The sequence below is a fragment of the Corynebacterium guangdongense genome (assembly GCF_030408915.1).
GTDB classification, from domain to species: Bacteria; Actinomycetota; Actinomycetes; order Mycobacteriales; family Mycobacteriaceae; genus Corynebacterium; species Corynebacterium guangdongense.
This window is the reverse complement of the sequence record NZ_CP047654.1, coordinates 1,127,721-1,154,307: the sequence shown is the minus strand read 5'-3', so window position 1 is coordinate 1,154,307 and position 26,587 is coordinate 1,127,721. Positions and strand designations below refer to the sequence as shown.

Here is a 26,587-nt window from a genome sequence, read left to right as displayed (position 1 = left end):
ACGCGGTCGGCGTGGATGGCCTGGAGCAGCGGCGGAGCGGACCGGCCCCACCTGCAGCGTGTGCATTTATCAAACTCCGTCGGTTCCCACGCGCCCCGAGCCGTGCGGTGTGCAGGGCGCCGGGAGCACTGCCGTTCAGTGCCGGAATGGGCCGACACCGGAAAACAACGTGTGAAACCGATGTTGTGCTACATGGATGACCGTCCTCGTTGTCGTGCCCAACGTCACTGAGGAACGTCCTCATGATCGGGGCTACGGCGACGGAGTCGCGCGATAGTACGCGCACTGTGCTCCAACGATCTCGCGTCAGTGTATCGCATAAACGGTTGGGTACGTGTATCGGCCCTCCGTGGTCCTGGTGGTCCTGGCCCGGTCGCGGGTGTCGCTCACACCGCCGTTCACGCCTCGACGCGGGTGACCGCGGGCTAGAGTGAGGGGCATGCGTTCGACCATGCAGGATGTGCCCCTCTCTATTGCCCGGATTCTGTCCTACGGCTCGAGCGTCCACGGTTCCACGAAGGTGACGACGTGGGTGCGGGGCGAGGCCGAGGAGAGCAGCTTCGCCGAGATCGGGGCGCGGGCGGCGGCCTTCGCCCACGTCCTGCGCGATGATTTCGCCATCACCGGGGACCAGCGCGTCGGCTCGATGCTCTACAACAACGCCGAACACCTGGAGGTCATGTTCGGCGCCATGTGCATGGGGGCGGTGTTCACGCCCCTGAACAAGCAGCTGATGAACGACCAGATCTGCCACATCGTCAACCACGCCGAGGTCGAGATCATCGTCGCCGACGCCCGTCTTCTCAAACAGCTGGCGGTGGTGCTGGAGAAGACCCCGACGGTTCGCGCGGTGCTGGTGACGGGCCTGGAGCCGGTCGACGCCGAGGAGGCCGGCCTGCCCGAGGGCGTCGAGGTGCATTCCTACGAGGCGCTGCTCGACGGGCGTTCCACCGTCTACGACTGGCCGGTGCAGGACGAGCACACCGCGGCAGCGATCTGCTACTCCACCGGCACGACCGGCGCGCCGAAGGGCGTGGCCTACTCCCACCGGTCGATCTACCTGCAGGCGATGATGCTGCGGGCGTCGGATTCCCTGGCGATCACCCACGGCGAGTCCTTCCTGTGCTGCGTACCGATCTACCACGTCCTCAGCTGGGGTGTGCCCTTCGCCGCGTTCATGACCGGCACTCCCCTGGTGCTGCCGGATTCGGACGTGTCGGCGCCGACCCTGGCCAGGATCATCGCCACGACTCACCCGCGCGTGGCGCACGGGGTGCCGACGCTGTGGACCCAGCTGATGGTGCACTACCTGCACAACCCGCCCGAGCGCATGAGTCTCACCGAGATCTACGTCGGTGGCTCCCCGGCCCCGCCGGCGCTGATCAAGGTGTGGGAGGAGCGTTACGGCGTGGACGTCATCCACGTCTGGGGCATGACCGAGACCTCCACCGTCGGCACGGTCGCTCGTCCGCCGTCGGGCGCGTCAGGCGAGGCCCGCCACGCGTACCGCGTCTCCCAGGGCAGGTTCCCGGCTTCCCTGGAGTTCCGGGTCGTCGACGACGGCCAGATCATGTCGACGACCGACCGTGCCCACGGCGAAATCCAGGTTCGCGGCAACCTGGTGACCAGCCGGTACTACCACTCACCCACCGAGGACGAGGGCGGCACCGCCCACGTCTTCCGCGGCCGGGAGGTCGAGGACGCGCAGGCGCTGTTCACGGACGACGGCTGGCTGCGCACCGGCGACGTCGGCTCCGTCAGCGAGGACGGCTTCCTCAACGTCTCCGACCGCGCCCGCGACGTCATCCGCTCCGGCGGCGAGTGGATTTACTCGGTCATGCTGGAGAACTACGTCATGGAGGCCCCAGAGGTCGTGGAGGCGGCGGTCATCGGCTACCCGGACGAGAAGTGGGGTGAGCGCCCGCTGGCGGTGACCGTGCTGCACGACGACATTCCGCACAGCCGGGCCACGGCGGAGTACCTCCGGGACAGCATGCGCGCCTCGCTGCCGAGCTGGATGCTGCCCGAGTACTGGGCCTTCGTCGACTACATCGACAAGACCTCCGTCGACAAGTTCGACAAGAAGGATCTGCGCGATCATCTGGCGAACGGCCGGCTGAACATCATCAAGCTGCAGGGTCCGGGCGAACGCCCGGCGCGGGACAACGCCGGGGACGACACCGGGAACAACGCCGACATGCAGGACGGACGGTCGACATAGTCCGGCTCTACCCTTGGAAAATAGGGTGCTCATTCGTACTATGAGGAGACAATGACTCGAGAGACTACGCCGCTGACCCTGACCCCCGTCGGTCGGACGGTCGGGCCGAAGACCACGTACGACGCCCCAGCCGATCTGCCCGCCGCCCGCCCGGACGGGCGCCGTCTGCTCAGCGACAGGTACGGCCGCGTCGCGCGCGACCTGCGCGTGAGTCTGACGGATCGCTGCAACCTCCGGTGCACCTACTGCATGCCGGCGGAGGGCCTGGAGTGGCTGCCCACCGAGGCCACCCTCGACGACGACGAGATGATCCGGCTGATCACCGTCGCCGTCGAGAAGCTCGGCATCCGCCAGATCCGCTTCACCGGTGGCGAGCCGCTGCTGCGCAAGTCCCTGGAGAAGATCATCTCCGCGACCAAGGAGCTGACCACCGACGAGGGCGGCCGGGTCACGACCGCGATGACGACGAACGGGATGGGGCTGGCGCGGCGCGCACGGAAGCTTGCCGACGCCGGCCTCGACCGCGTCAACATCTCGCTGGACACCATTGACGCGGAGCTCTACGCGCGGCTGACCCGCCGCGACCGCCTGCAGGACGCGATCGCCGCGATCGACGCCGCCATCGAGGCCGGCCTGACCCCGGTCAAGGTCAACGCCGTAGTCATGCCGGGGATCAACGAGCACGCCATCACCGATCTGGCGCGCTTCACCATCGGACGCGGCGCCCAGCTGCGCTTCATCGAGCAGATGCCGCTGGGGCCGCGGGACAAGTGGGACCGTTCGCGGATGATCACCGCCCAGGACATCCTCGACGAGCTGGCCACCGAGTTCGACATGACCCCGGCCGCGGCGCCGCGCGGTTCCGCGCCGGCCGCGCTCTGGGACGTCGTCGACGCCACCGGCACCGGGCTGCGCGGCCAGATCGGCGTCATTGCGTCGGTCAGCCACCCCTTCTGCGGCAACTGTGACCGCTCCCGCCTCACCACGGACGGCGCGGTGCGCAACTGCTTGTTCTCTTCCGCGGACTCCGAGACTTCGCTGCGCGACCTCATGCGTGCCGGCGCCACCGACGATGAGCTCGCCGAGGCATGGGCGGGCACCATGTGGCTGAAGAAGCCGGGTCACGGCATCGACGACGAAGGCTTCCTCCAGCCCGACCGGCCGATGTCCGCCATCGGCGGTTAGCCCCGCCCCACCGATCACTCACACGTCCCAGAAAGGTGAGGCGGACCATGTCCCCCGTGCCCCATTCCTCCGGCGATTCCGCTCGCCCGCTCGACGACTACCTGGCCGCGGTCACCGCCCTCGCCGGGGCCGCCCCGCGCGAGAGGCTGACGCTTGCGCTCGCCGACGCCGCCGGTCTCGTCCTCGCCGAGGCGGCCACCGCCCGCCTGGCGGTTCCGCCCTTCTCCAACTCCGCGATGGACGGGTACCTGGTCCGCGTCGGGGACCTCGCCGGGGGCGAAGGCCCGTGGACGCTGCGTGTCGTCGGTGACGTGCCGGCGGGCTCGGCACCCCTGACCCCGGGCCCGGGCGAGGCCGTGCGCATCATGACCGGCGCCCCCGTCGAGGAGTCTCTCGCCGGGGAGTTGCGGGTCGTGCCGGTGGAGCTGACCAGCATCCGGCCGGGCCCGGTCGACCTGCCGACGGAGGTAGTCATCGGGGAGGTCGCCGCAAACCGGCGCCACATCCGTTCCGCCGGTGACAACGTCGCCCCCGGCGACGTCGTCGTCGAGGCGGGTCGGCGCATCGACGCCGGCGCCACCGCGGCCCTGATCTCCGCCGGCGTCACCGAGGTCACCGTCCACCGGGCCCCGGTCGTCGCGGTCGTCGCCTCCGGCGATGAGCTGGTGGAACCGGGCGTGGTTCCGGGGGTCGGCCAGATTCCCGACTCGAACCGGCCGATGCTCGTGGCGTTGGCCCGGGCCAACGGCGCCGGTCAGGTCGTCTCCGCCCACGCCGGCGATTACCCGGGCGACTTCGCTGACGTGCTCGACCGGGTGGCCGCGCACGCCGACCTCATCGTCACCAGCGGCGGGGTCTCCGTCGGTGCTTTCGACGTGGTCCGGGCGACCACCGGGGCCTCACCGCGCGGCGAGATGTGGTTCGGTGAGATCGCCCAGAAGCCCGGCGCCCCGCAGGGCTGCGGCACCTGGGCGGGCACGCCCATCCTGTGCCTGCCGGGCAACCCGGTCGCGGCCTTCGTGTCCTTCCACCTTTACGTCGCCCCGGTGCTGGGCGTCCTGGCGGGGCGCCCCGCACCGGGGCACCTGCTGGACCGCCCCCGCCTGCGCGCGGTGGCCGCGGAGAAGCTGCCGGCGCCCCGCGACCGCACCCTGGTGATCCCGGTGCGGCTGGGTTACGGCGCCGAAGGGCTGCCGGTGGCCGCCCCCTTCAACGGCACGGCCGTCGGTTCCCACTTCGTCGCCTCCCTGGCTGACACCGACGGGGTGGTCCTGCTTCCCCCGGGCTCGGACACCGCCGCGGGCGCCGAGGTCGAAGTGCTCCTCACCCGTTCCTAGCGCTCCCCGGCGTCGGCGGAGGGGTATTCTGCTGGCATGAAGTTCACCCATCTCACTGACGCCGGTTCCGCCCACATGGTCGACGTGACCGAGAAGCGACCGACCGTGCGACAGGCCACCGCCCAGGGCGAGGTGGCCTGCTCCCCCGAGGTGATGGCCGCGCTGCGGGACGGCACCGTCCCCAAGGGCGACGTCCTCGCCGTCGCGCGGATCGCGGGCATCTCGGCGGCCAAGAAGGTTCCGGAGCTGCTGCCGCTGGCGCACACCATCGGGGTGCACGGCGCCTCCCTTGACCTGGAGCTGCACGAGGACCACGTGTTCATCGAGGCCACCGTGCGCACCGCCGACCGCACCGGGGTGGAGATGGAGGCGCTGACCAGCGTCTCGGTCGCCGCGCTGGCGATCATCGATATGGTCAAGGGGGTGGACCGGTCCGCCTATATCCGTCGCTGCGGCGTCGTGGCCAAGTCCGGCGGCCGCTCCGGCGACTGGTCCCGTGAACTGCCGGGCGCCGGCACCGGCGCAGGAGATGAGGAGTAGTCATGGCTGAGTTGGACGGACGCACCCTGACCCCCGGTCTGGACGTCATCATCCTCGCGGGTGGCCGCGGAACGCGCATGGGCGGTCGTGACAAGGCCGCCGTCGTCGTCGACGGCGAACGGCTCGTCGACCTCCTGCTCGACGAGGTCTCCCTCATCAACGACCTCATGCAGGTGGTGGTCGTCTCGACTCGCGACCTCGAGGTCCGTCCGGGCGTGAAGATCGCCCGGGAGGAGCCGCCGTTCTCGGGGCCGCTCTCGGCGATCGCCGCCGGACTGGACTCCCTGTCCTGCGAGCCCTCCGAGCGCACCGCCATTCTCGCCGTGGACGCGCCGGACTCGGCCCAGCTGATTCCGGAGCTCCGCGACGCGCTGTCCGGGGCCCCGGACAGCGCGGCCGCCGTCATCGAGGAGGCCGGCGGCCACCTGCAGCCGCTGTGCGCGCTGTGGGACACCGCCGCCCTGCACCACGCGCTCCGGGATTTCGGGGACGTCAGCGACCGACCGGCCAAGGCACTGCTGGAGACAGTCTCCTTCGTCTCCGTCGAGGGCACCGGGGAGGAACGCGACTACGACACGCTCGAGGAGCTCGCCGAGTTCGGCGACGTGGAGGACTAGCGGACGGCGGGACGCGCCGGTGACCGCCTGGGCCGCCGGCGCGTCCCGGCGTTTTGCGGCGTCCTAGTCGGTGACGGTGAAAAAACCGTGCTGGCCCTTCTCCGCGTCGGTCATCTGGTGGTTGACGAAGGCGTAGTTGCCCGGTTCGTTGAAGGTCAGCTCGACGAAGCCGCCCTGGGCCACGGAGACGTCGACGGCCTGGGCGCCGGTGTCGCGCTCGTGGGCGTCGCGGATGATGTAGCGGCCCTCGGTGAAGACCGTGTCGAAGACGTCGCCGACGACGTGGAAGCTCAGCGACTGATCCGGGCCGGCGTTGAGCAGCCAGAGCCGGACCGTGTCGCCGACCTTGTGCTCGATCGGGGCGAGGTCGTACTGGTTCGGGTAGAAGTTGAAGGCCGTCAGGTCGTAGCGGCGGTCGCTGACCCGCTGGGCGTCCGCGCCGACGTCGCCCGGGCCGAGGAACATCTCGCTGGCGACGAAAAGGTACTCCTCGTCCACCTCGCTCAGGGCGTCGGCGGAGCCGGCCGGCGGATCGATGACGACCCCGCCGAACATGCCGTTGGCGATGTGCAGGCTCATCGGCGCCGTCGCGCAGTGGTACATCCAGATGCCGTAGCGGTTGGCGACGAACTCGTAGGTCAGGGACTCCCCGACCGGAATCTGAGCCATGTGCTTGTCGGGGTTGACCTCACCGGCGTGGAAGTCGATGGAGTGGTCCATCGTTCCCTTGTTGTGCAGCGTGATGCGGAAGGTGTCCCCGACCTGGCCGCGCAGGGTCGGTCCGGGCGCCTGGCCGTCGAAGAGCCAGACGACCTGACTGTGGCCCGGCGCGACCTGGCGCACCTCCTCGGTGATGTCCCAGTCGAATTCGTGGACGGTGCCGGTCGGTGCCGGGGCCAGGACCGGGTTGGCCGGGGTGAAACCCTCATGCTCGGCGCCGCGCTGGGCGGCGCTGGGCACCGTGACGAAGGGGTTGGCGCCCTCGGCGGGGGCGCTCCCGGCGGGGGCGCTCCCGGCCATGTGCGCGCCGGGTCCGTCAGCCGCACCGGTGGCGCCGCCGTCGGTGACGGTGACGTCGAAGGTCATCCCCATCGCCTTGTGCCCGGCGACGGTGCACCAGCCCGTCACCGATTCGGTGACCGCGCCAAAATCCTGGGTGACGGTCTCGCCCGGGGCGATGAGGCCGGTGTTGACGCCGTTGATCTGCAGGTCGTGGTTCTGGGAGTCGTTGTTGGTGATCTCCAGGACCAGGGTCGAGCCGGCCGGGATCTCGACCGAGTTGGGCACGAAGAGCATGCCCTCGATGGAGACCTGCCGGGTGAGGGTCTCGCCTTCGCCGACGGCGGGCCCGGTCGCCCCGCTAGCCGACGCCGAGGTACCCGCCGTGTCCCGGGGACCGGGGCCGGCGGCGCCCAGGACGGCGAGCATGACGACGGCGGCGATGGCCAGGCCGATGAGCACCCAGGAGGCCCATTCAATGCCCCTGCCGTCTGCCCCGGGTCCGCCGGTCGGCTTATTCGGTGCGGGACTCATTCCGGCGCCGCCGGTCGGTCCGATCGGGATACTCATGATTCAGGTTCTCCATTCGGTGCAGGGCTTCGGTATTGGGCGACGACCGCCCGGCTGATCGCGACGACGTGCCAGACCAGGCCGATCCCGATGAGGATCAGCCCGGCCCAGCGGGCGGGGCCCAGGACCCCGAGCAGCGTGAGCAGCGCGCCGAGGTTGACGAGCGTCAGGCGCGCTCCGCCGGCGCGGTCCGCTGCGGCCCGGGCCCGTGTCACCTTCCGGGGGCCGCCGCCGATGAGCGTCGGGAGCAGGTGGTGCAGCACCCCGGTGACCAGCTGCAGCAGGCCGGCGCCGAGGAAGGCCGGGAGCAGGAGCAGGGTGCTGGCCCGGGGGTCGCCGCCCCCGATCAGGACGACGGCGTCGGCGGCGGCGACCGCCGGCAGCCACAGCAGGCCGGCGACGACGGAGACGGCGGCGGTGGTCCAAGTCGAGCCGGTGACGAAGAGGGCGCCCATGACCGGCTGCACCACCATCAGCGAGGCCAGCACCATGACCAGCTGCGCCAGGCCCGCCCACGTCGAGACGCCTGCCGCCTGCAGCAGCGTGGCAACCGTCAGCGCCCCGACATGGACCCACAGGGCCCGGGTGCAGCTTTGCCGGGCGGTCGCCGAGATCCTCGAGCCGGCCAGCGTCGGAAGCAGGGTCACCACCGTGCCGACGACCGTCAGCCAGGCGAAGCCCCACACCGTCGCACGCGAGTGGGCCGCGATGAGGTCGGAGTAGTTGCCGACGCGGGTGGCGAGGAGGGCAAAGAGAATCGCCAGGATGAGAAAGCCCGCGGCCGCCAGGTAGAAGGGCACCGTCACGGCGAACTGCCCGGCCAGGGAACCCTTCAGTCGCCGCGCGACCACGACGATCTGCCACACCATGACGAGGATGACGACGGTGGCGGAGACGTCGGCGAGCGGGCCCCAGTCGTAGCCGGCCCGGTCGACGAGGAGTCCGAGCAGCGCGACGTTGACGATCGCCACGCGCAGCGCCACGCCCCGGTAGTCGGCGGTGGCGGTGCGCGTCAGGGCCTCGGCAAAATGCGTCGAGTACACCAGAATGGCGGTGGTCAGTGCGCCGATGGTGAAGGGGTGGATGACGTCCCACCAGGTCACGCCGACGCCGAACTGATAGCCCACGGTCAGGGCGACGCCGACCAGGAGCCAGAACGCGATGACGGCGCCGGCGGTGGTGTGCCAGCGTCCGCGCGAGCGCAGCGATAGGTCCGAGACGGTCAGGGTGTTCATGGGGCGCTCCTCGCGGCCGGCTGACGCTCCGCTTGCCGACGGGCCTGCCGACGGGCCTGCCGACGGGCCTGCCGCACGGTCAGCGCGAAGGACAACACCAGGAAGACGCTCACGGCGATGACGTTGATGAGACCGCCGGCCTGCCAGACCGCAGTGTGGCTGCGGGCGTCGGCAAGCAGGCGGATGAGCAGGCCTGCGTGCAGCAGCGCGACCGCGACGTACATGACCGGATGATAGGGCAGCGTGTACCTGATCACCGAGGTGAGGATGATCGGGGCGTGCGCGAAGATCATCGAGAGCACGAAACCCAGGAAGATCGCGTGGACGCCGGCGTCGAAGGCGAAACCGGTCTCGACGAAGCCGAAGGCGACCCAGATGACGCCGCCGACGACGAGCCACACGTAGCCCAGCAGCATGCAGACCGCGGAGTACCGGGGCAGGCCCCGGGACTTGACCAGGTGACGGGCGACGTCGACGCGGACGGTGGCCAGCGCGACGAACACGAGCACCACGCCCATGAGCGCGAAGCCCAGCTGCGGGGAAAAGCCGAAGAGCAGTGCGGAGGCGGTCAGCGCGAGCACGAGCCCGGTGACGGGGGCGTCGGCGGCGGCCCCGCCGAGGGAGACCCTGGCCAGTTCCAGGCGCTCGCCGATGACGGTGGCCACGGCGAAGACCACGGCGAAGGGCAGGGCGTAGGCGAACGGCAGGCCAAATCCCCAGAGGACGGCCGCGGCGACGCCGCCGATGACGCCGGCGGCCTGGGTCAGCACCGCGAAAGTGGCCTGGCGGCGGTGCACCTCACCGTAGACGGCGCCCAGGGCAAGGAAGCTCAACGCGAAGAAGAGGCCGGGAACGGGCCGGGGCAGACCGGCCAGGGTGGTGAGGACGCCGAGGGCGTGGGACAGGGGCCCCAGCCACGCCCACCGGGTGCGCACGGCGACGGCCCGTTCGAGGCCGATCGCCCCACCGACGAAACCGAAGACCATGAGCGCGCCGTGGTCCTTCGCCAGCGAGGCGGCGGGGCTGTCGAGCAGATAGCCGAGACGGATCGTGCCCGCGAGCAGGCCGGCCACCACCGAGACCCCGGCGAACGCCAGAAACCCGAGGCGCAGCGACAGTGGCGGGCTCCACGTCGGGCTCGGGCGGGAATGCTCCATTTTCACGGGTTTTATCGTACTATTAACTCGTTCGTTCCCCAAGGGCGGGGCCGGACTCCCCCATCACCCCCACAGACAGGACGCGCACGATGCAGCTTCCGATTTCCGCCGCCGGCCAGTCCGGCCAGGTCCCCACCCTCAACGCCTCCGAGATCCCGCACGCGGTGCGCCACGGCGCCATCCACGGCGCGCTCGGCTCCCGCAACGTCGGCGAGGCGATGATCCTCATCGCCCCGCACAACCCGCTGCCTCTGCTCAAGGAGGTCGAGGGCCGCGCGGAGACCTTCGAGCTGGAGTACCTCCAGGAGGGCCCGGCCGACTGGCACATCAAGTTCACCCGGATCGCGTAGTTCCGTCGTCGGTACCGGCGAGTCCGTGGCCGTGCTCCGCGGCGAAGGCCGCGACGATCTCCTCCACCGTCCCCCCGGTGTGGAGGAAGTCGTCGTCGAGCCTGCCGGCCAGCGCCGCCAGCCCGGTGGCCAGGCGTCGGCCGCTCATGCGCACCGCGGGACGATCACTGCCCAGGGCCGCGTCACGCAGCCTGAACGCGTGCGAGAGCTGGTGCGACAGGGAGATCTCCGGGTCCGGCTCCCGGAAGTAGAATCCCTCGGCGTGATGCGCGAAATCACTGTGCACCTGCCCGAGTCCGACGGTGACCTGGTCCAGCGTCCGGGAGACCGAGACGTCGTCGAGCTCCCCGAGGGACTCCGCATACCGGACATCGGCCAGCTCCTTCAGTTCCAGCGCCAGCGCACGGCGCCGCAGCAGGGGCGGGTAGACCTGGGTGAACCAGGCCAGCGCCGCGGTCAGCACGGCGAACCCGGTGAGGGCCTCCAGCGGCGCGACCAGCCGGAGCCAGCCGCCGGTGGCCACGACGTCACCGTAGCCGAGGGTGCCCAGCGCCATCAGCGAAACGTAGAGCGCCTCCACCACGGCCGGGGAGGAGGCGGCGTCCACCCCCTCCCCATAGGTGAAACCCTCCGGGATGTGCGGGTAGTAGATCAGGGCCCAGCCCAGCACCTGCAGAGCCACCCACGCGAAGATGACGGTGACCATCACCGCCGGCCCCACCCCGGAACCGAACCGGTGGTCGACTGCCTTGGACGCCCGCCACGCGACGTGAAAGGCCGCCTTGCTCAGACTGCCCCGGGCCCAGGGGTGGAACAGCGTGTGGAAGATCTCCCGGAGCCCGGTGGCGATGACCGCCGCGCCGGCGAGGGTAAAGACGATGTCGACAGAGACGATGTCCAAGCGTGGCCCCTTTCTCGTCGGCCACTCCGGCCCCGGAGGCCTGCGGACGCCTGCCGCCACATGCTCGCGGCAGGACGCGACCTCCCGGAGCCCGAGACGATTCCTATTCCGTCAGACTACGCTTCCCCCTCCCGCGGCAGAAGCCGGAAATCGCGGCGGGCCGGGCCCCTCAGCACGGCCAGAGCACCGCGCCGGCCCACCGGCGTCACCCCGGCCGTGGCCCCCGGCACGGACCCAGGGCCCCTCCGTCGCCGAGGACGGGCCACCTCGCCGACCGGGTCCGTTGCCTCAGCGGAATCTCTCGAACACGGCCTCCAGCAGCGGCAGCACCACGCCCAGGCAGTCCCTGACCCCGCTGGGGGAGCTGGGGGCGTTGACGATCAGGGCCGCATCCTGATCACGCGAGGTCAAACCGATGACGCCCCGGGACAGCCCCGCCTTCTCCGAGTGCTTGAGCCCCTCGATGAGCACCTGCTGCTCCACCCCGGTCAATTCGCAGGTGATGCGTTGCCTGGTGACCTCGGGGGTGAGGTTGCGCGCCCCCACCCCGGTGCCGCCGATGGTGACGAGGACGCGGGCGCCCTGCGCGAGTGCCTCATCCAACTTCTGGGCCACCCCCTCCGCCCCTTCCGGCACCCGCGCCACGGAGATGACCTTTGCCCCGTAGCTCTCGAGCAGGGAAACGGCCAAGGGTGAGGATTTGTCCAGGCGCTCGCCGGCGATGATCCGATCGGAGACGACGATGACTGCGGCTTTCATGGGGGCCACTCTTGCCTTTTCTCACAGATTTTTCACATCCCGGATCCCCCGCTCGGCCACCCCCGGTGACCCGCCGCAGAAAAACCCGACATTAACAGTTTTAATTGAATGTTTGAGCACATCAATAACCGGTGGTCAGGAATTTGACAACATAAGTGTTCGCTAAATTACGGGGTTAACCTGCGCCAACGCCGGTGGACAGCCAACCGGAGCACCCTTAAGGTGGGACCTAATTGCCCGGAATTACATGGATTAAATATTGGCAGATTCCGGGGCCCTGCGGACGATTGAGAGGCAGCGCAATGACCCAGTTGGACACCTCCCCCCGAGTGCTTTACGGGTGGGATCCTGAGGATCCTGAGAAGTGGGATTCCAAGATCGCCTGGAAGACCCTGTGGATCAGCACCATTTCCTTGTTCATCGGATTCTGTACCTGGTACCTGGTCTCCGCCATGGCGCCGATGCTCAACCAGATCGGCTTCGACCTCACCCCGGGCCAGCTCTACTGGCTCACCGCCATCCCGGGCCTGGCCGGCGGCATCTTCCGGCTGATGTACATGTTCCTGCCCCCTGTCCTGGGCACCCGCAAGCTCGTCACGCTCTCCTCCCTGCTGTTCCTCATCCCGATGTTCGGCTGGTTCTTCGCCGTCCAGGACACCTCCACCCCCTACTGGTGGCTGATGACCCTGGCCTTCCTCGCCGGCATCGGCGGCGGCGTCTTCTCCGGCTACATGCCCTCGACCGGCTATTTCTTCCCCAGGTCCAAGTCCGGAACGGCGCTGGGCCTGCAGGCCGGGCTGTCGAACATGGGCATGTCCTTCATCCAGCTGGTCGGCCCGTGGCTGATGGGATTCACCCTGCTGGGTATCGGTTTCGTCGCCCCGACCCGAACCATCGAGACCGGTGAAAACCTCTACGTCTACAACCCGGCGATCGTCATGGTCCCGTGGACCATCCTCATGGCGCTCATCGCCTGGACCCAGCTCAAGGATGTCCCGGTCACCGCCAACTTCAGGCAGCAGATCGACATCTTCGGCAACAAGAACACCTGGATCATGACGGTGATCTACGTCGCCGGCTTCGGCGCCTTCGCGGGCTTCTCCGCCCAGCTTGCGTTGCTGATCAATAACGTCTTCGGCATCAGTTCACCGCTGGCCGAGACTTACGCGCTCGAGGATCTCCCCCGTGGCGCCGCCTGGGCGTTCCTCTTCCCGCTGATCGGCGCCGGCGTCCGGGCGCTGTGGGGCCCGCTGTGCGACAAGTTCGGCGGCGCCATCTGGACCTTCATCGGTCTGGTCGGCATGGCCGTTTTCACCGCCGCGGCCGCGTTCTTCCTCAACCCGAGCTCCCCCGACGACTTCGTCTGGTTCTTCACGCTGATGCTGGTCATGGCGTTCTTCGCCGGACTGGTCAACGCCGGTTCCTTCAAGCAGATGCCGATGATTCTGCCGAAGCGTCAGGCGGGCGGCGTGATCGGCTGGACCGGCGCCATGGGCGCCTTCGGCCCCTTCATCGTCGGCGTCCTGCTCTCGATGCTGGCCCCGGCCACCTTCTTCTGGGGCGCGGTCGTGTTCTTCCTCATCGCCGCAGTGCTGGCGTGGATCTACTACGCCCGGCCCGGCGCGCCCTTTCCGGGCTAACCCCACCAGCCCCGCAATCCTTCCACCACTACCGAAAGGGAACTGACGGTGACCACCGCTTCCACCACCTCGTCCCAGACCCACTCCGACGGCGAGAACGTCAACCCGCTGTTCAAGCTCGGCGGCCGGGTTCGCCGGGGCAACGTCGGCCCGCAGGGTCAGCAGATCTTCCTCAAGGGCGGGCGCGAGGCCGACGTCTTCTACCGCAACCGCTGGTCCTTCGACAAGGTCGTCCGCTCCACCCACGGCGTCAACTGCACCGGCTCCTGCTCCTGGAAGGTCTACGTCAAGGACGGTGTCATCACGTGGGAGTCCCAGGCCGTGGACTACCCCACCACCGGCTCCGAGATGCCGGACTACGAGCCCCGCGGCTGCCCGCGCGGCGCCTCCTTCTCCTGGTACACCTACTCCCCGACCCGTATCCGCTACCCCTACGTGCGGGGCGTGCTCGTGGACATGTACCGCGAGGCGAAGGAGCAGTACGGAGATCCGGTGCTCGCGTGGCGCTCCATCGTGGAGGACCCGGCCAAACGCCAGGCCTACATCTCCCAGCGCGGCAAGGGTGGCATGATCCGCACCTCCTACACCGAGGCCATCGAGATCGCCGCCGCGGCGCACGTCTACACCGTCAAGCAGTGGGGACCGGACCGCATCGCGGGCTTCACCGTCATCCCGGCCATGAGCCAGGTCTCCTACGGCGCCGGCACCCGCTTCCTCTCGCTGATCGGCGGCATGGCGCTGTCCTTCTACGACTGGTACGCCGACCTGCCGCCGGCCTCCCCTCAGACCTTCGGCGACCAGACCGACGTCCCCGAGTCCGGTGACTGGTTCAACTCCTCGTACCTGATGATGTGGGGCTCCAACATTCCGGTGACCCGTACCCCGGACGCCCACTTCATGACCGAGGTGCGCTACCGCGGCACCAAGGTCGTCGTGGTCTCGCCCGACTTCGCCGACAACACCGTCCACGCCGACGAGTGGCTGCGCGTCTCGCCGGGCACCGACGCCGCGCTGGCCTTCGCCATGGGCCACGTCATCCTCAACGAGTTCCACGTCGGCAGGCAGGAGCGGTACTTCCTCAGCTACATGCAGAAGTACACCGACTCCCCGTTCCTGGTGGAGCTCGAGGAGCACGGCGACGGCACCTACACCGCCGGCAAGTTCCTCACCGCCTCCCGGATGGGCGACGTCGACGATGAACTCGCCGACTCCGCCAACGCCACCCACCGCCTGCTCACCATGGAGGCCGACGGCCGCGTCGTCGACCCGGGCGGCACCGTCGCCGACCGCCACGGTGAGGAGGGCGTGGGCAAGTGGAACCTTAAGCTCGAGGGCGTCGACCCGGTCCTGTCCATCGCGGAGACCGACCACTACGAGCCGACCGAGGTCGTCTTCCCGCGCTTCGACCTGGACGCGGGCGCCTACGTCCCCGGCGAGCAGCACGGCCCGATCGGCGCCGGCACCGTCCACCGCGGCGTCCCGGCGCGCCGCGTCGGGGGCAGGCTGGTCACCACCGTCTACGACGTCCTGCTCGCCCACTACGCGGTCAACCGTCCGGAGCTGAACCTGCCGGGCGTGTGGCCGACCGGCTACGAGGACGCCACCGTCCCGGGCACCCCGGCCTGGCAGGAGGGCCTTACCGGCACCCCGGTCGCCGGCTGTGTCCGCGTCGCGCGCGAGTTCGCCCAGAACGCGGCCGACTCCGAGGGCCGCTCCATGATCATCATGGGCGCCGGCGTCAACCACTACTTCCACGCGGACAACATCTACCGGACCTTCCTGTCGCTGACGAACATGTGCGGGACCCAGGGCCGCAACGGCGGCGGCTGGGCCCACTACGTCGGTCAGGAGAAGCTGCGCCCGCAGAACGGCTGGGGCCAGTACGCCTTCGCCACCGACTGGTCGCGCCCGCCGCGCCAGATGATCACCACCGGCTTCTACTACCTGACCACCGGCCAGTGGCGCTACGACAACTCCAAGGCGGCACGGCTGGCCTCGCCGCTGGCCAACCGCGGCACCGTCGGCGACAAGTCACTGTCGGACACCCTGGTCGAGGCCATGAAGCGTGGCTGGATGCCGTCCTACCCCCAGTTCAACCGCAACAGCCTGTTGCTGGCACAGCAGGCCGAGGCCGCGGGAATGGACGTCAAGGACTACGTCGTCTCCGAGCTGGAGAGCGGCAACATGAAGTTCGCCGGCGAGGATCCGGACGCCCCGGAGAACTGGCCGCGCATCCTGCTCAACTGGCGCACCAACCTCATGGGCTCCTCCGCCAAGGGCACGGAGTTCTTCCTGCGTCACATGCTGGGCGTCGACTCCGACGCCACCGCCACGGAGCTCGAGCCGCACGAGCGCCCGCAGTCGATCACCTGGCGCGACGAGGCACCGCAGGGCAAGCTCGACCTGATGATGACGACGGACTTCCGCAACACGTCGACGACCCTGGTCTCGGACATCGTCCTGCCGGCGGCGACCTGGTACGAGAAGCACGACCTGTCCACCACGGACATGCACCCGTTCATCCACTCCTTCAACGCGGCCATCAACCCGCCGTGGGAGACCCGCTCCGACTTCGAGGTCTTCCGCGACCTGGCCGACGCCTTCAGCCAGATGGCGACCAGGTGGCTCGGCGTCCAGACCGACGTCGTCCTCTCCCCGCTGGGCCACGACTCCCCCGACGAGCTGGGCATGCCCAACGGCGTCGTCCCGGACGTGGCGGAGGTCGGGCTCATCCCGGGCAAAACGATGGGCAAGCTGGCCGTCGTCGAGCGCGACTACTCGAAGGTCTTCGAGAAGTGGACGCACTTCGGCCCGCTGACGGCCAAGCTGGGCACCAACGTCCACGGCACCCCGTACAACGTCGAGAAGCAGGCCGCGGAGCTGGCGCTGATCAACGGCACCTCCCCGACCTCGGTGGCGGGCGAGCGCCCGTCGCTGGACTCGGCGACCAAGGTCATCAACATGATCCTGCACCTGTCGGGCGTCTCCAACGGCGAGGTCGCCGCCGAGGGCTTCCGGAACCAGGGCGCGCGCGTGGGGGTGGACATGTCCCCGCTGGCGTCGGGAAGCGTCAACGACAAGATCACCTGGGACGACGTCAAGGAGCGTCCGAAGCAGGTCTTCACCTCCCCGGAGTGGTCCGCGGACACCCGCGACAACCGCCGCTACACCGCCTTCTCCATCAACCTGGAGTGGGACAAGCCCTGGCACACCCTGTCCGGGCGCATGCACTACTACCTCGACCACGACTGGTACATCGACTACGGCGAGCAGCTGCCGATCTTCAAGCCGCCGCTGGACAAGATGCACCTCAACGGCGAGGACAACCCGGGCCAGCTGCTGCCCGGGGAGAACGGGGACCCGGAGGTCACCGTCCGCTACCTGACCACGCACAACAAGTGGTCCATCCACTCCCAATACTTCGACAACCTGCACGTGCTGTCCATCTCCCGCGGCGGCCAGGTCATCTGGATGTCCGACAAGGACGCGGCGAAGGTGGGCGTCAAGGACAACGAGTGGATCGAGGCCTACAACCGCAACGGCGTCGTCTCCGCGCGTGCGATCGTCTCGCACCGCATCCCGGAGGGCACGGTCATCATGAACCACGCCCAGGAACGCACCGTCGGCACCCCGCTCAACGAGCACACCGGTCGCCGCGGCGGCACCCACAACTCGCTGACCCGCATCATGATCAAGCCGATCCACGTCGCCGGCGGCTACGGCCAGCTGACCTACGGCTTCAACTACATCGGCCCCACCGGCAACAACCGCGATGAGGTCACCCGTATCCGTCGCCGCTCCCAGGAGGTTAAGTTCTAATGAAGGTCATGGCTCAGATCGCAATGATCATGAACCTGGACAAGTGCATCGGCTGCCACACGTGCTCGGTCACGTGCAAGCAGGCGTGGACGAACCGCCAGGGCACCGAGTACATCTGGTTCAACAACGTCGAGACGCGTCCGGGCGTGGGCTACCCGCGCGGCTGGGAGGATCAGGACAAGTGGGAGGGCGGCTGGGTCCGCACCTCCAGCGGCAAGCTCAAGCCGCGCGCCGGCGGACGGTTGAAGAAGCTGATGACCATCTTCTCCAACCCGAAGCTGCCCTCCATCGAGGACTACTACGAGCCGTGGACCTACGAGTACGACAAGCTGCTCACCGCGCCGAAGGGCCTGCACACCCAGCCGACGGCGCGCCCGGTCTCCCAGCTCGACGGTCGCCCGATCGACACCATCTCCTGGTCCTCCAACTGGGACGACAACATGGGCGGCTCCCAGGAGCTGCAGGCGCAGGACCCGGTCCTGCAGGACATGAACCTGAAGGTCCAGAAGGAGATCGAGGACTCCTTCATGTTCTACCTGCCGCGCATCTGCGAGCACTGCCTCAACCCGACGTGCGTGTCCTCCTGCCCGTCCGGGGCCATGTACAAGCGCGCCGAGGACGGCATCGTCCTGGTCGACCAGGACCGCTGCCGCGGCTGGCGCATGTGCGTCTCCGGCTGCCCGTACAAGAAGGTCTACTTCAACCACAAGTCCGGCAAGGCCGAGAAGTGCACGCTGTGCTACCCGCGCCTGGAGGTCGGCCAGCCGACCGTCTGCTCCGAGACCTGCGTGGGTCGCCTGCGCTACCTGGGCGTGCTGCTTTACGACGCCGACCGCGTCGCCGAGGCCGCCGCCACCGAAGATCCGCAGGACCTCTTCGAGGCGCAGAAGGACATCCTCCTCGACCCGCACGACCCGGCCGTCGTCCGCGAGGCCGAGCGCGCCGGCATCCCGCACTCCTGGGTCGACGCCGCCCAGCAGTCCCCGATCTGGGACCTGATCTTCACCTACGAGGTCGCCCTGCCGCTGCACCCGGAGTACCGCACCCTGCCGATGGTCTGGTACATCCCGCCGCTGTCCCCCATCGTCGACCAGGTCACCGCGACCGGCAGCGACGGTGAGGACCACAAGGTGCTCTTCTCCGCGCTGTCCAACATGCGTATCCCGCTGGACTATCTGGCCGGCCTGTTCACCGCGGGCGACACCGCCCCGGTGGAGAAGTCGCTGCGCCGCCTGGTCGCGATGCGCTCCTACATGCGTGACATCAACCTCGGCGCCCCGCCGCAGGAGGAGATCGCCGCCGCGGTCGGCATGACCGGCCGGCAGGTTGAGGCGATGTACCGCCTGCTGGCCGTGGCCAAGTACGACGATCGCTACGTGATCCCGACCGCCTCCCCGGAGACCCCGCGCGGCATCGCCAGCCTCGACCCCTTCGGCGACACAGACCCGGCCAAGGCCATGGACAAGTTCCCGGACCTGGGCATGGGCGCGCCGGAGGCCTGCTCCGACGGGTGCGGCGACCACGGTGAGGCCGCCGGTGGCGGCACCGTCTCGCTGCTGTCCTGGTCGGGCGAGCGCCCCGAGGGCATGTTCCCGCCCAGGAAGGACGGTTAGCCATGGCCCTGCCCCCCACAGCGGGTCGACGCACCCCGGGCGGCCGAGTCCCGCACGACGTCACGGCGGCGGTGGCCGTCACCGACGAGCAGCGCCGTCTGGTCGCCATGGCCACTTCCCTGCTGCTGGACTACCCGGACGAGGCGGAGGTGCTCGGCCTGCTCGACACCGTCGACGCGCAGCTGCCGCTGCTGCCCGGCGCCATCGCCGATCAGCTGGCCAGCTTCACGAGGCACGCCCGTGACCTCGGCGCCCGCGGCCTGACCGAGCACTACGTGGAGACCTTCGACCAGAAGCGTCGCTGCTCGCTGTTCCTGTCGTACTACACCGCCGGCGACACCCGGCAGCGCGGCACCGCGATCCTGGCCTTCCGCCAGGCGCTGGAACAGCTCGGTTTTGAGGAGCTGACCGATGAGCTCCCCGATCATCTCACCGTCATCCTCGAGGCCATCGCCCGCTCGGAGGGCCGCGTCCACGAGGAGACCGTCGAGCTGCTGGCGGCGCACCGGGACGGCATCGAGGTACTGCGCAGCGCGCTGCAGAACCTCGGCTCTCCTTACTCCCACGTCGTGGTGGCGGTGGCCATGGCCATGCCGGAGATTGACGAAGACACCGCCAACAGCTACATCGACCTCATCCGCTCCGGTCCGCCGGCGGAGATGGTCGGCATCAACGCCACCCTTCCGTTCCCGTCCGCTCAGCCGGACCTCCTCTGACCCCTACCCAGTTCTGGAGCTCCAAGACCATGAGTACTTTTGAAATCTTCCTTTGGGTCGCCTACCCCTGGCTCACCATCGGCCTGTGCGTCATCGGTTTCATCTGGCGCTGGCGGACCGACCAGTTCGGCTGGACGACCCACTCCTCCCAGATCTACGAGTCCAGGATCCTGCGTCTGGCCTCCCCGCTCTTCCACTACGGCATCATCCTGGTCGTGCTGGGCCACATCATGGGCCTGGCCATCCCCAACACCTGGACCCGCGGCCTGGGCATCTCCGACGAGGTCTACCACTGGATCGCGGTGATCCCGGGCACCATCGCCGGCGTCATGACCACCCTGGGCATCCTGGGCCTGCTCTACCGGCGCATCAAGCACCGCACGGTGTTCCTGTCGACCTCCGGCTCCGACAAGGTCATGTACGTCTTCCTGGCGCTGGCCATCTTCACCGGCTTCTGGGCGACGCTTCAGACCCAGGTCTTCACCTCCGGCCACGGCTACGACTACCGCGAGACCATCAGCCCGTGGATCCGTCAGCTGCTGGTCTTCAACCCGCACCCGGAGCTCATGGCCGACGTGCCCGTCGCTTTCAAGCTGCACATCATCGCCGGCTTCACCCTCTTCGCGGTCGCTCCCTTCACCCGTCTGGTGCACGTTCTCTCCGCCCCGGTCGGCTACGTCAGCCGCCCCTACGTGGTCTACCGTTCCCGCGACGTGCGCACCACCCCGCGCCGCAGCCACCAGGCCTGGGAGCCGATCCGCTCGCAGACCGAGCGGCTCGAGCCCTCGGAGGCGCCCTCCCGCGGCGCGTGACCGCCCCACCTCCCCCGCGTCCGCTCCGGCCCCGCCGGAGCGGACTGGTTTTCCCGACTCAACGCGGGGTAGATAACGTGAAGACGAGACCGACCCCAGGAGAAACCATGCCCACGACCCCGAGTGGATTGCGTCACCACGCCACCGCCCTCATGCTGGCGGCCGCCGGCCTCCTCCTCGCCTCCTGCTCGAGCGCCGGCCCGAGTTCGGCCACGGGCACGGTGGAGGTGCGGATCTTCGGGGCCTCCTCGACCAGGGTCATCAACGACGAGCTGGCGGCGGCCGCCCGGCGCCTCGATCCCCCGCTCGACGTCAAGATCAACAACGACGGCTCGGGCACGTTGGTCACCCAGCTGCTCGAGGGCGCCCCGGCCGACGTTCTCATCACCGCCGACCGACGGTCGATGGACCGCGCCCTCGCGGACGGCACCGTCGGGTCGCCGCAGGAACTGGCACACAACTCGATGGTGATGGTCGTTCCCGCCGGCAACCCCGCCGACGTCGGCTCCGTCGCCGACTTCGCCGACGAGGGCGTGGATCTCGTGTTGTGTGATCCTCGGGTGCCGTGCGGCGAGGTCTCCGAGCGGCTCATCGACGCCAACGGGCTGCGCGTCCACCCGGTGTCCCTCGAGGGGGCGGTCGGCGACGTGCTGGGCAAGGTGCAGAACGGTGAGGCCGACGCGGGCTGGGTCTACCGCAGCGACGCCCGGGCCGCCGGCGGGGACGTGGAGATCATCGAGATCCCGCAGGCCGCCGACTTCCCCAACACCCTGTTCGTCGCCGTGGCCACCGCCTCCCCGCACCCGGCCGAAGCCCGTCGCATCGTCGATCTCCTCCTCTCCGAGGAGATCACGGCGGCCCTCGCCGACGCCGGCTTCATCCCGGCGGCCTGAGACTGGAGACTGACCACCCCGTGAACGCCCGCCCCGCCTCCTCCGCCCCGCGCCCGGCCCGGCCACAGGTCCCCACGCTCTTCGCCGTGCTGGCGCTGATCGCCGCCGCCTACCTTCTGACGCCGATCCTCGCGCTCGGGCTGCGGGTTCCCTGGACGCAGCTGGGCCGCATCCTCCTCGAGCCCGGCACCCGGGAGCTGCTCCGGCTGACTCTCACCGCGGCGGTCCTCTCCTCCGCCCTGGCCCTGGTGCTCGGCGTCAGTCTCGCGGTGTGGATCCAGTCCTTCCGCCGGGGCGGGCAGATCGCGCGGCTGCTGGTCCTGCTTCCCTTGGCCATGCCCCCGGTGGTCTCCGGCCTCGCGCTGAGCGCGGCCGTCGGCAACCGCGGGGTGCTCCAGCCCCTGCTGGACGCGCTCGGGCTGCAGTTCGCCTTCCAGTTCCCCGGCGTGGTGGTCGCCCACACCTTCGTCTCGCTGCCCTTCGTCATCGTCACCGTGGATTCCGCGCTGCGCCAGATAGACCGGGAGATCCCGGCCTCGGCCGCGGGCGTCGGTATGCGTCCCCGGGAGGTGCTGCGCCGCATCATCCTGCCGACGATCGCCCCGGCCATCGCCACCGGCACGGGCCTGGCTTTCGCCCGCTCGCTGGGCGAGTTCGGCACCACCATCACCTTCGCCGGCTCCATGCCGGGGGTCACCCGCACGATGAGCCTGGCGATCTACCTGGAGCGTGAGGTCGACCGCGACACCGCCTACGCGCTGTCGGCGATCCTCATCATCCTCGCGGTCGGCGTGCTCGCGCTGGCCTCAGTGCCGGCGTTGCTGCGGCGGGACGCCGAACCCCTCGCCCGCGCCATCGGGCCGCTCGACACCCACCGGCTGCGCGACCTGACCCGGCCCGGGGCCGGCGGCGAGGAGGTCACCGTCGACGGGACCGTGTTCCCGGCCGATCGGATCAGCGCCGTCGTGGGCCCGAACGGATCCGGCAAGTCCACGCTGATGGGCCTGATCGCGGGGCGACTGCGGGGCGCGGAGGTCCGGATCGGCCAACGCGGCGTCGACGGCGGCGACCGCTTCGTCCCGGCCCACGAGCGGGGCGTCGTCCTGCTGACCCAGCGCCCCGGACTGCCGCGGTTCACCACGGTCCTCGGCGCGCTGGACATGGTCACCCGTGACCGGCGGCGCTCCCGCGAGCTTCTCGACGCCGCCGGCCTCACCGACCTGGGCGAGGTCACCGTCGCCGCGCTCTCCGGCGGGCAGGCCGCGCAGGTCGCTCTGGTGCGTGCGCTGGCGACGCGGCCGCGGGTCCTCATCCTCGATGAACCCCTGGCGGCCGTGGACGTCGCCTCCGCGGCGCGCTGGCGCCGACTGCTGCGCGCCACCGCCGCCGACCGCACCACCATCCTGGTCACTCACGACCCGCTGGACGTGGCCGGATTGTCCGACCGGCTGGTGGTCGTGGACGGTGGCCGGGTCGTGGCCGCGGGCCCGACCGACGAGCTCCTGAACGTGCCGCCGAATGATTTCCTCGCCGAGATCGCGGGTCTCAATCGCCTGACTGGCTTTGTTTCGGAAAAATCATCAGATAATATGAGGGTTAACTCTCACGGTCTCGATATTCAGGGAGTCCTGAGCGAGGGTGTGGACCCCGGCAGCGTGACTGTCGGGGACCAGGCCATCGTGACGGTCGCTCCCGAGGCGATCACGCTGCGGTTGCCGGGGCACGACGCGGGCATCCGCGAGTCGGCCCGCAACGTCTGGCCGGCAACCGTGGTGACGGTCACCGCGGCCAGCGCGGTCGCGACGCAGGTCGTGGTCGACCTGACCGGCGGCGGCCGCCTCACGGTACCGGTCACCCGGGCCTCGGCGCTGGATCTGGAGCTCGGGCCCGGGATTGCCGTCGAGTGCGTAACCAAGGCGTTGTCGGTGGTGGTTCATCCGCGCGGATGACACCGATGACACGAAGGAAGGACAACGCTGTGCCACAGCACACTCCGCCCCGTCCGGCGACGGAACTATTTCCCGAGTCCCTCAACCTGAGCCCGAAGCAGCGGGAGGTACTCAACGTCCTGCAGGGCTTCGACGGCGGCGCCCGCGCCGTGGACATCGCCAACGCGCTCAACATGCACGTCAACACCGCCCGAGGCCACCTCGACGAGCTCGAGTCCAAGGGCGCCGTGCGCGTCGAGACCGCCGCCGCCAAGGGCCGGGGCCGCCCCTCCCTCATCTTCCACGTCCGCGTGCCGGACAACCGGGAGATCGCCAACGAGTACGTCTCGCTCATCGAGGTGCTGACCGAGATCGTCTCGAATCAGGACTCCCTCAGCCCCGCCTCCCTGGAAATGGCGCGGGAGATCGGGCGCAAGTGGGCCGCCGAGATGCGCGAGGCGGAGAACCCCGACAGCGACCTGCACAACGACCAGTCCCTGGAGGTGCTCAACTCCAAGCTGCGCGCCATGGGCTTCGACCCGGTCATCCGGGAGGCCGACGCCCATGACACCGACACGGTCATCGGCCTGAACTCCTGCCCCTTCATCACCGAGGACGGCGAGCTGCCCTCCCCCTTCGTGTGCGCGATGCACGAGGGCTTCATCACCGAGACCGCCGGTCGCCGGCGCACCATCAAGCTCACGCCTTTCGACGCCCATCACCAGTGCGGCGTCCACCTGGACGACGGTCAGGCGACGGCCCGCTAGCCCAGGAAAGCAGAAGAGAGGGTCTCCCCCGCCCGGGAGGCCCTCTCGTCGTGTCCGGGGCTAGACCTGTTCGGTCGTGACCTTGAGGGGCCCGGCGATCTCGAGCTCGTAGACGCCGAGGCCGTCCGCCCGGGCCTCGTCGAGAATCTTCGCGTCGACCTTCTCGGTCGACAGGATCATCACGGTCGGGCCGGCGCCGGAGAGGTAGGCCGCGTAACCGCGGTTCCGCAGCTTGTTGACCCACTCCGCGGTCACCGGCAGGACGTCGGCGCGGTAGGGCTGGTGCAGGCGGTCACGGGTGCCCTCGCGCAGCAGCTCCGGGTGGTTCTGCAGCGCGACGACCATGACGGCCGCGCGCGAGACGTTGAAGCGCGCGTCCATGTGCGTGACCTGCTCCGGCAGGACCTTGCGCACGGCCTGGGTGGAGGCGTGGAACTTCGGCACCAGGGCGGTGGCGCGGATGTCCTCGTGGACCTTGAGGCCGACGGCCCGGTAGGTCGGCTGGGACTTGCCGTCGACCGGAATCTCGGTCCAGGACACGACGGCGTCGCCGAGGACGCTGGCGGCGGCGTTGTCGGGGTGGCCTTCGAAGGCCGAGGACAGCTGGACGATCTCCTCGGTGGAGAGCACGTCACCGGCCAGCGCGTTCGCGGCGGCGACGCCGGCGACGGCGGCCGCGGCGGAGGAGCCCAGGCCGCGGGACTGCGGGATGGTGTTGTGGCAGGTCACGCGCAGGCCCGGGGCGGTGACGTCGGCGGCACGCAGGCCCGAGTTGATGGCCTTGACCACCAGGTGGGAGGAGTCGCGCGGCAGGTCCTCCTCGCCTTCGCCGAAGACCACGACCTCCAGGCCGGAGGAGGTGACCTCGACCTCGACGGTGTCATAGAGGGCCACGGCCAGGCCCAGGGTGTCGAAACCCGGCCCGAGGTTTGCCGAGGAGGCGGGCACGCGCACCTTGGCGACGGTGCCGGGGATCAGTTCAATGCTCATCTGCTGGTGTCCTTGCCCTCGTGTTAGCTGTCGAGGCGGATGACGCTGTCGATGCGCTGGACGTCGTCGAGCGCCTCCAGCTCCTCGACCATCTTCTGCAGGTCGGCCTCACGGGCGGAGTGGGTGACGACGACGAGGCGGGCGTAGTTGTGGCGCTCGCCCTCCTCCTGGCGCAGGGTGCGCAGGGAGATGCCGGCGTCGGCGAACTTCTGGGCCAGCTCGGCCAGCACGCCCGCCCGGTCCACGACGGTCATGTCAATGTGGTAGCGGGTGATGGCCTCGCCGAAATCGGCGATCGGCAGGTTGGCGTAGGTGTTCTCGCCCGGGGCGCGACCGCCGTGGACCTTGTTGCGGGCCGCGCCGACGAGGTCGCCGAGAACCGCGGAAGCGGTGGGGGCGCCGCCGGCGCCGTTGCCGTAGAACATCAGGGAACCCGCCGCCTCCGCGTCGACGTAGATGGCGTTGTAGGACTCCTTCACCGAGGCGAGCGGGTGCTCGGACGGGATGAGGGTCGGGTGGACCCGGGCATTGACCTTGGTCTCGCCGTCCACCTCGATCTTCTCGCAGATGGCCAGCAGCTTGATGGTGTAGCCGGCCTTGCGGGCGGCCTCGATGTCGGCGGCGGTGATCTTGGTGATGCCCTCGCAGTAGACGTCACCGAAGGTCACGCGCGTGTGGAAGCCCAGGGACGCGAGGATGGCGGCCTTGGAGGCGGCGTCGTGGCCCTCGACGTCGGCGGTCGGGTCAGCCTCGGCGTAACCCAGGCGGGTGGCCTCGGCCAGGGCGTCCTCGTAGGTGGCGCCGGTGGACTCCATGGCGTCGAGGATGAAGTTGGTGGTGCCGTTGACGATGCCGGAGATGCGCTGGATCTGGTCACCTGCCAGGGAACGGCGGAGCATGCCGACGACCGGGATGGCGGCGGCGACCGCGGCCTCGAAGTAGAGGTCGACGCCCGCCTCGTCGGCGGCGGCGGCCAGCTCGTCGGCGTGGGCGGCGACGAGGGCCTTGTTGGCGGTGACGACGGATTTGCCGGCCTTCAGCGCGGCCAGGACGACGCGGCGCGGGAAGTCGATGCCGCCGATGACCTCGACGACGATGTCGACGTCGTCGCGCTGCACGAGGCTCATGGCGTCATCGGTCAGCAGCTCGCGGTCCACGCCCGGGCGCGGCTTCTCCAGGTCGGAGACGGACACGCCCTTCAGCTCCAGGGGGCCGCCAATGCGGGCCGCGAATTCGTCGCTGTACTCCTGCATGAGTCGAATGACCTCAGTACCGACGGTACCCATGCCGAGAACGGCGACGCCGACCGGCTGGCCGACTCCCTTTCCCGGGTTGAACGAGGTCTGCGCGGTGGCGGTCATGGTTCTCCTGGTGTTTCTGTTGCGGTGGTCCGAGCGGCGTACATGTCAAAGGCAGGTTCCGTCGGCTCGGCGACGGGTCCTGCGTCCCCGCCAGTCTAAACCAGACAGCTCTGTCTTGGGGACTTGGGGGTGAGACTGTTTGTCCACGATACGGGACAACCGGTGGTCGCGCTACGT

At 69.4% G+C, this 26,587-nt stretch carries 21 protein-coding genes; 14 read left to right on the top strand and 7 right to left on the bottom strand.

The window, feature by feature from the left end; all coding sequences use genetic code 11:
- The first annotated feature begins 439 nt into the window (after window positions 1–439).
- The 5 genes from CGUA_RS05495 to mobA are packed head-to-tail and all read left to right on the top strand — an operon-like array spanning window position 440 to window position 5,900.
- A complete protein-coding gene (locus CGUA_RS05495; RefSeq protein ID WP_290198075.1) occupies window positions 440–2,221 on the top strand; it encodes a long-chain fatty-acid--CoA ligase in 1,782 nt (593 codons plus the stop codon).
- Between the two features lie 51 nt (window positions 2,222–2,272).
- Window positions 2,273–3,406, top strand: coding sequence for a GTP 3',8-cyclase MoaA (moaA, locus tag CGUA_RS05490; RefSeq protein WP_290198074.1), 1,134 nt, complete (start codon window positions 2,273–2,275; stop codon window positions 3,404–3,406).
- Window positions 3,407–3,453: 47 nt separating this feature from the next.
- Complete coding sequence (locus CGUA_RS05485; protein ID WP_290198073.1) at window positions 3,454–4,743, top strand: molybdopterin molybdotransferase MoeA; 1,290 nt, start codon at window positions 3,454–3,456, stop codon at window positions 4,741–4,743.
- Between the two features lie 36 nt (window positions 4,744–4,779).
- Window positions 4,780–5,283, top strand: a complete 504-nt coding sequence (gene moaC, locus CGUA_RS05480) for a cyclic pyranopterin monophosphate synthase MoaC (RefSeq protein ID WP_290198072.1) — start codon at window positions 4,780–4,782, stop codon at window positions 5,281–5,283.
- A 2-nt stretch (window positions 5,284–5,285) separates the two neighbouring features.
- Window positions 5,286–5,900 (top strand): molybdenum cofactor guanylyltransferase, encoded by a 615-nt coding sequence (gene mobA / locus CGUA_RS05475; protein ID WP_290198071.1) that lies wholly within the window; start codon window positions 5,286–5,288, stop codon window positions 5,898–5,900.
- Window positions 5,901–5,963: 63 nt separating this feature from the next.
- On the opposite strand, the gene CGUA_RS05470 is transcribed toward mobA, so the two are convergent.
- From CGUA_RS05470 to CGUA_RS05460, 3 genes are read right to left on the bottom strand one after another with little or no spacing between them, the layout of a single operon-like run.
- Entirely contained in the window at window positions 5,964–7,469 is a 1,506-nt protein-coding gene (locus CGUA_RS05470) for a multicopper oxidase domain-containing protein (protein ID WP_290198070.1), read from the bottom strand.
- Window positions 7,466–8,704: a beta-carotene 15,15'-monooxygenase gene (locus CGUA_RS05465; protein ID WP_310169104.1), complete on the bottom strand. Its 1,239-nt coding sequence runs from the start codon at window positions 8,702–8,704 to the stop codon at window positions 7,466–7,468. Before CGUA_RS05465 ends, CGUA_RS05470 begins: the two co-directional genes overlap by 4 nt.
- On the bottom strand, window positions 8,701–9,861 hold the full coding sequence (locus tag CGUA_RS05460; protein ID WP_290198323.1) for a DUF8744 domain-containing protein: 1,161 nt from the start codon (window positions 9,859–9,861) through the stop codon (window positions 8,701–8,703). Before CGUA_RS05460 ends, CGUA_RS05465 begins: the two co-directional genes overlap by 4 nt.
- Window positions 9,862–9,950: 89 nt before the next feature.
- Between CGUA_RS05460 and CGUA_RS05455 the strand changes: the two genes are divergently transcribed.
- Window positions 9,951–10,211 carry a DUF2249 domain-containing protein gene (locus CGUA_RS05455; RefSeq protein WP_290198069.1) on the top strand — a complete coding sequence of 87 codons (261 nt, stop codon included), beginning with the start codon at window positions 9,951–9,953 and terminating at the stop codon, window positions 10,209–10,211.
- Here CGUA_RS05455 and CGUA_RS05450 read toward each other — a convergent pair.
- Window positions 10,195–11,112, bottom strand: a complete 918-nt coding sequence (locus CGUA_RS05450) for a potassium channel family protein (protein ID WP_290198068.1) — start codon at window positions 11,110–11,112, stop codon at window positions 10,195–10,197. The genes CGUA_RS05455 and CGUA_RS05450 overlap by 17 nt on opposite strands.
- A 288-nt stretch (window positions 11,113–11,400) precedes the next feature.
- Window positions 11,401–11,871 (bottom strand): molybdopterin-binding protein, encoded by a 471-nt coding sequence (locus CGUA_RS05445; protein WP_290198067.1) that lies wholly within the window; start codon window positions 11,869–11,871, stop codon window positions 11,401–11,403.
- Window positions 11,872–12,173: 302 nt separating this feature from the next.
- Here CGUA_RS05445 and CGUA_RS05440 point away from each other — a divergent pair, with 302 nt between their 5' ends.
- The 8 genes from CGUA_RS05440 to CGUA_RS05405 all read left to right on the top strand — a co-directional run bounded on the left by CGUA_RS05440 (window position 12,174) and on the right by CGUA_RS05405 (window position 24,059).
- Window positions 12,174–13,511 (top strand): nitrate/nitrite transporter, encoded by a 1,338-nt coding sequence (locus CGUA_RS05440; protein WP_290198066.1) that lies wholly within the window; start codon window positions 12,174–12,176, stop codon window positions 13,509–13,511.
- Window positions 13,512–13,553: 42 nt separating this feature from the next.
- Entirely contained in the window at window positions 13,554–17,330 is a 3,777-nt protein-coding gene (locus CGUA_RS05435) for a nitrate reductase subunit alpha (RefSeq protein WP_290198322.1), read from the top strand.
- Window positions 17,330–18,943, top strand: a complete 1,614-nt coding sequence (gene narH, locus CGUA_RS05430; protein ID WP_290198065.1) for a nitrate reductase subunit beta — start codon at window positions 17,330–17,332, stop codon at window positions 18,941–18,943. Before CGUA_RS05435 ends, narH begins: the two co-directional genes overlap by 1 nt.
- A gap of 2 nt (window positions 18,944–18,945) precedes the next feature.
- On the top strand, window positions 18,946–19,659 hold the full coding sequence (narJ, locus tag CGUA_RS05425; RefSeq protein WP_290198064.1) for a nitrate reductase molybdenum cofactor assembly chaperone: 714 nt from the start codon (window positions 18,946–18,948) through the stop codon (window positions 19,657–19,659).
- 29 nt (window positions 19,660–19,688) lie between these two features.
- Window positions 19,689–20,471, top strand: coding sequence for a respiratory nitrate reductase subunit gamma (narI, locus tag CGUA_RS05420; protein WP_290198063.1), 783 nt, complete (start codon window positions 19,689–19,691; stop codon window positions 20,469–20,471).
- 107 nt (window positions 20,472–20,578) lie between these two features.
- Complete coding sequence (gene modA, locus CGUA_RS05415; protein WP_290198062.1) at window positions 20,579–21,364, top strand: molybdate ABC transporter substrate-binding protein; 786 nt, start codon at window positions 20,579–20,581, stop codon at window positions 21,362–21,364.
- 20 nt (window positions 21,365–21,384) lie between these two features.
- Window positions 21,385–23,313 carry an ATP-binding cassette domain-containing protein gene (locus tag CGUA_RS05410; protein WP_290198061.1) on the top strand — a complete coding sequence of 643 codons (1,929 nt, stop codon included), beginning with the start codon at window positions 21,385–21,387 and terminating at the stop codon, window positions 23,311–23,313.
- Window positions 23,314–23,342: 29 nt separating this feature from the next.
- Entirely contained in the window at window positions 23,343–24,059 is a 717-nt protein-coding gene (locus tag CGUA_RS05405) for a helix-turn-helix transcriptional regulator (RefSeq protein WP_290198060.1), read from the top strand.
- A gap of 60 nt (window positions 24,060–24,119) precedes the next feature.
- Here the strand turns inward: CGUA_RS05405 and thrB are convergent, their stop codons facing one another.
- Together thrB and CGUA_RS05395 are read right to left on the bottom strand one after the other, a co-directional pair.
- Window positions 24,120–25,049 carry a homoserine kinase gene (thrB, locus tag CGUA_RS05400; RefSeq protein WP_290198059.1) on the bottom strand — a complete coding sequence of 310 codons (930 nt, stop codon included), beginning with the start codon at window positions 25,047–25,049 and terminating at the stop codon, window positions 24,120–24,122.
- 23 nt (window positions 25,050–25,072) lie between these two features.
- On the bottom strand, window positions 25,073–26,410 hold the full coding sequence (locus CGUA_RS05395; RefSeq protein ID WP_290198058.1) for a homoserine dehydrogenase: 1,338 nt from the start codon (window positions 26,408–26,410) through the stop codon (window positions 25,073–25,075).
- Between the last annotated feature and the right edge of the window lie 177 nt (window positions 26,411–26,587).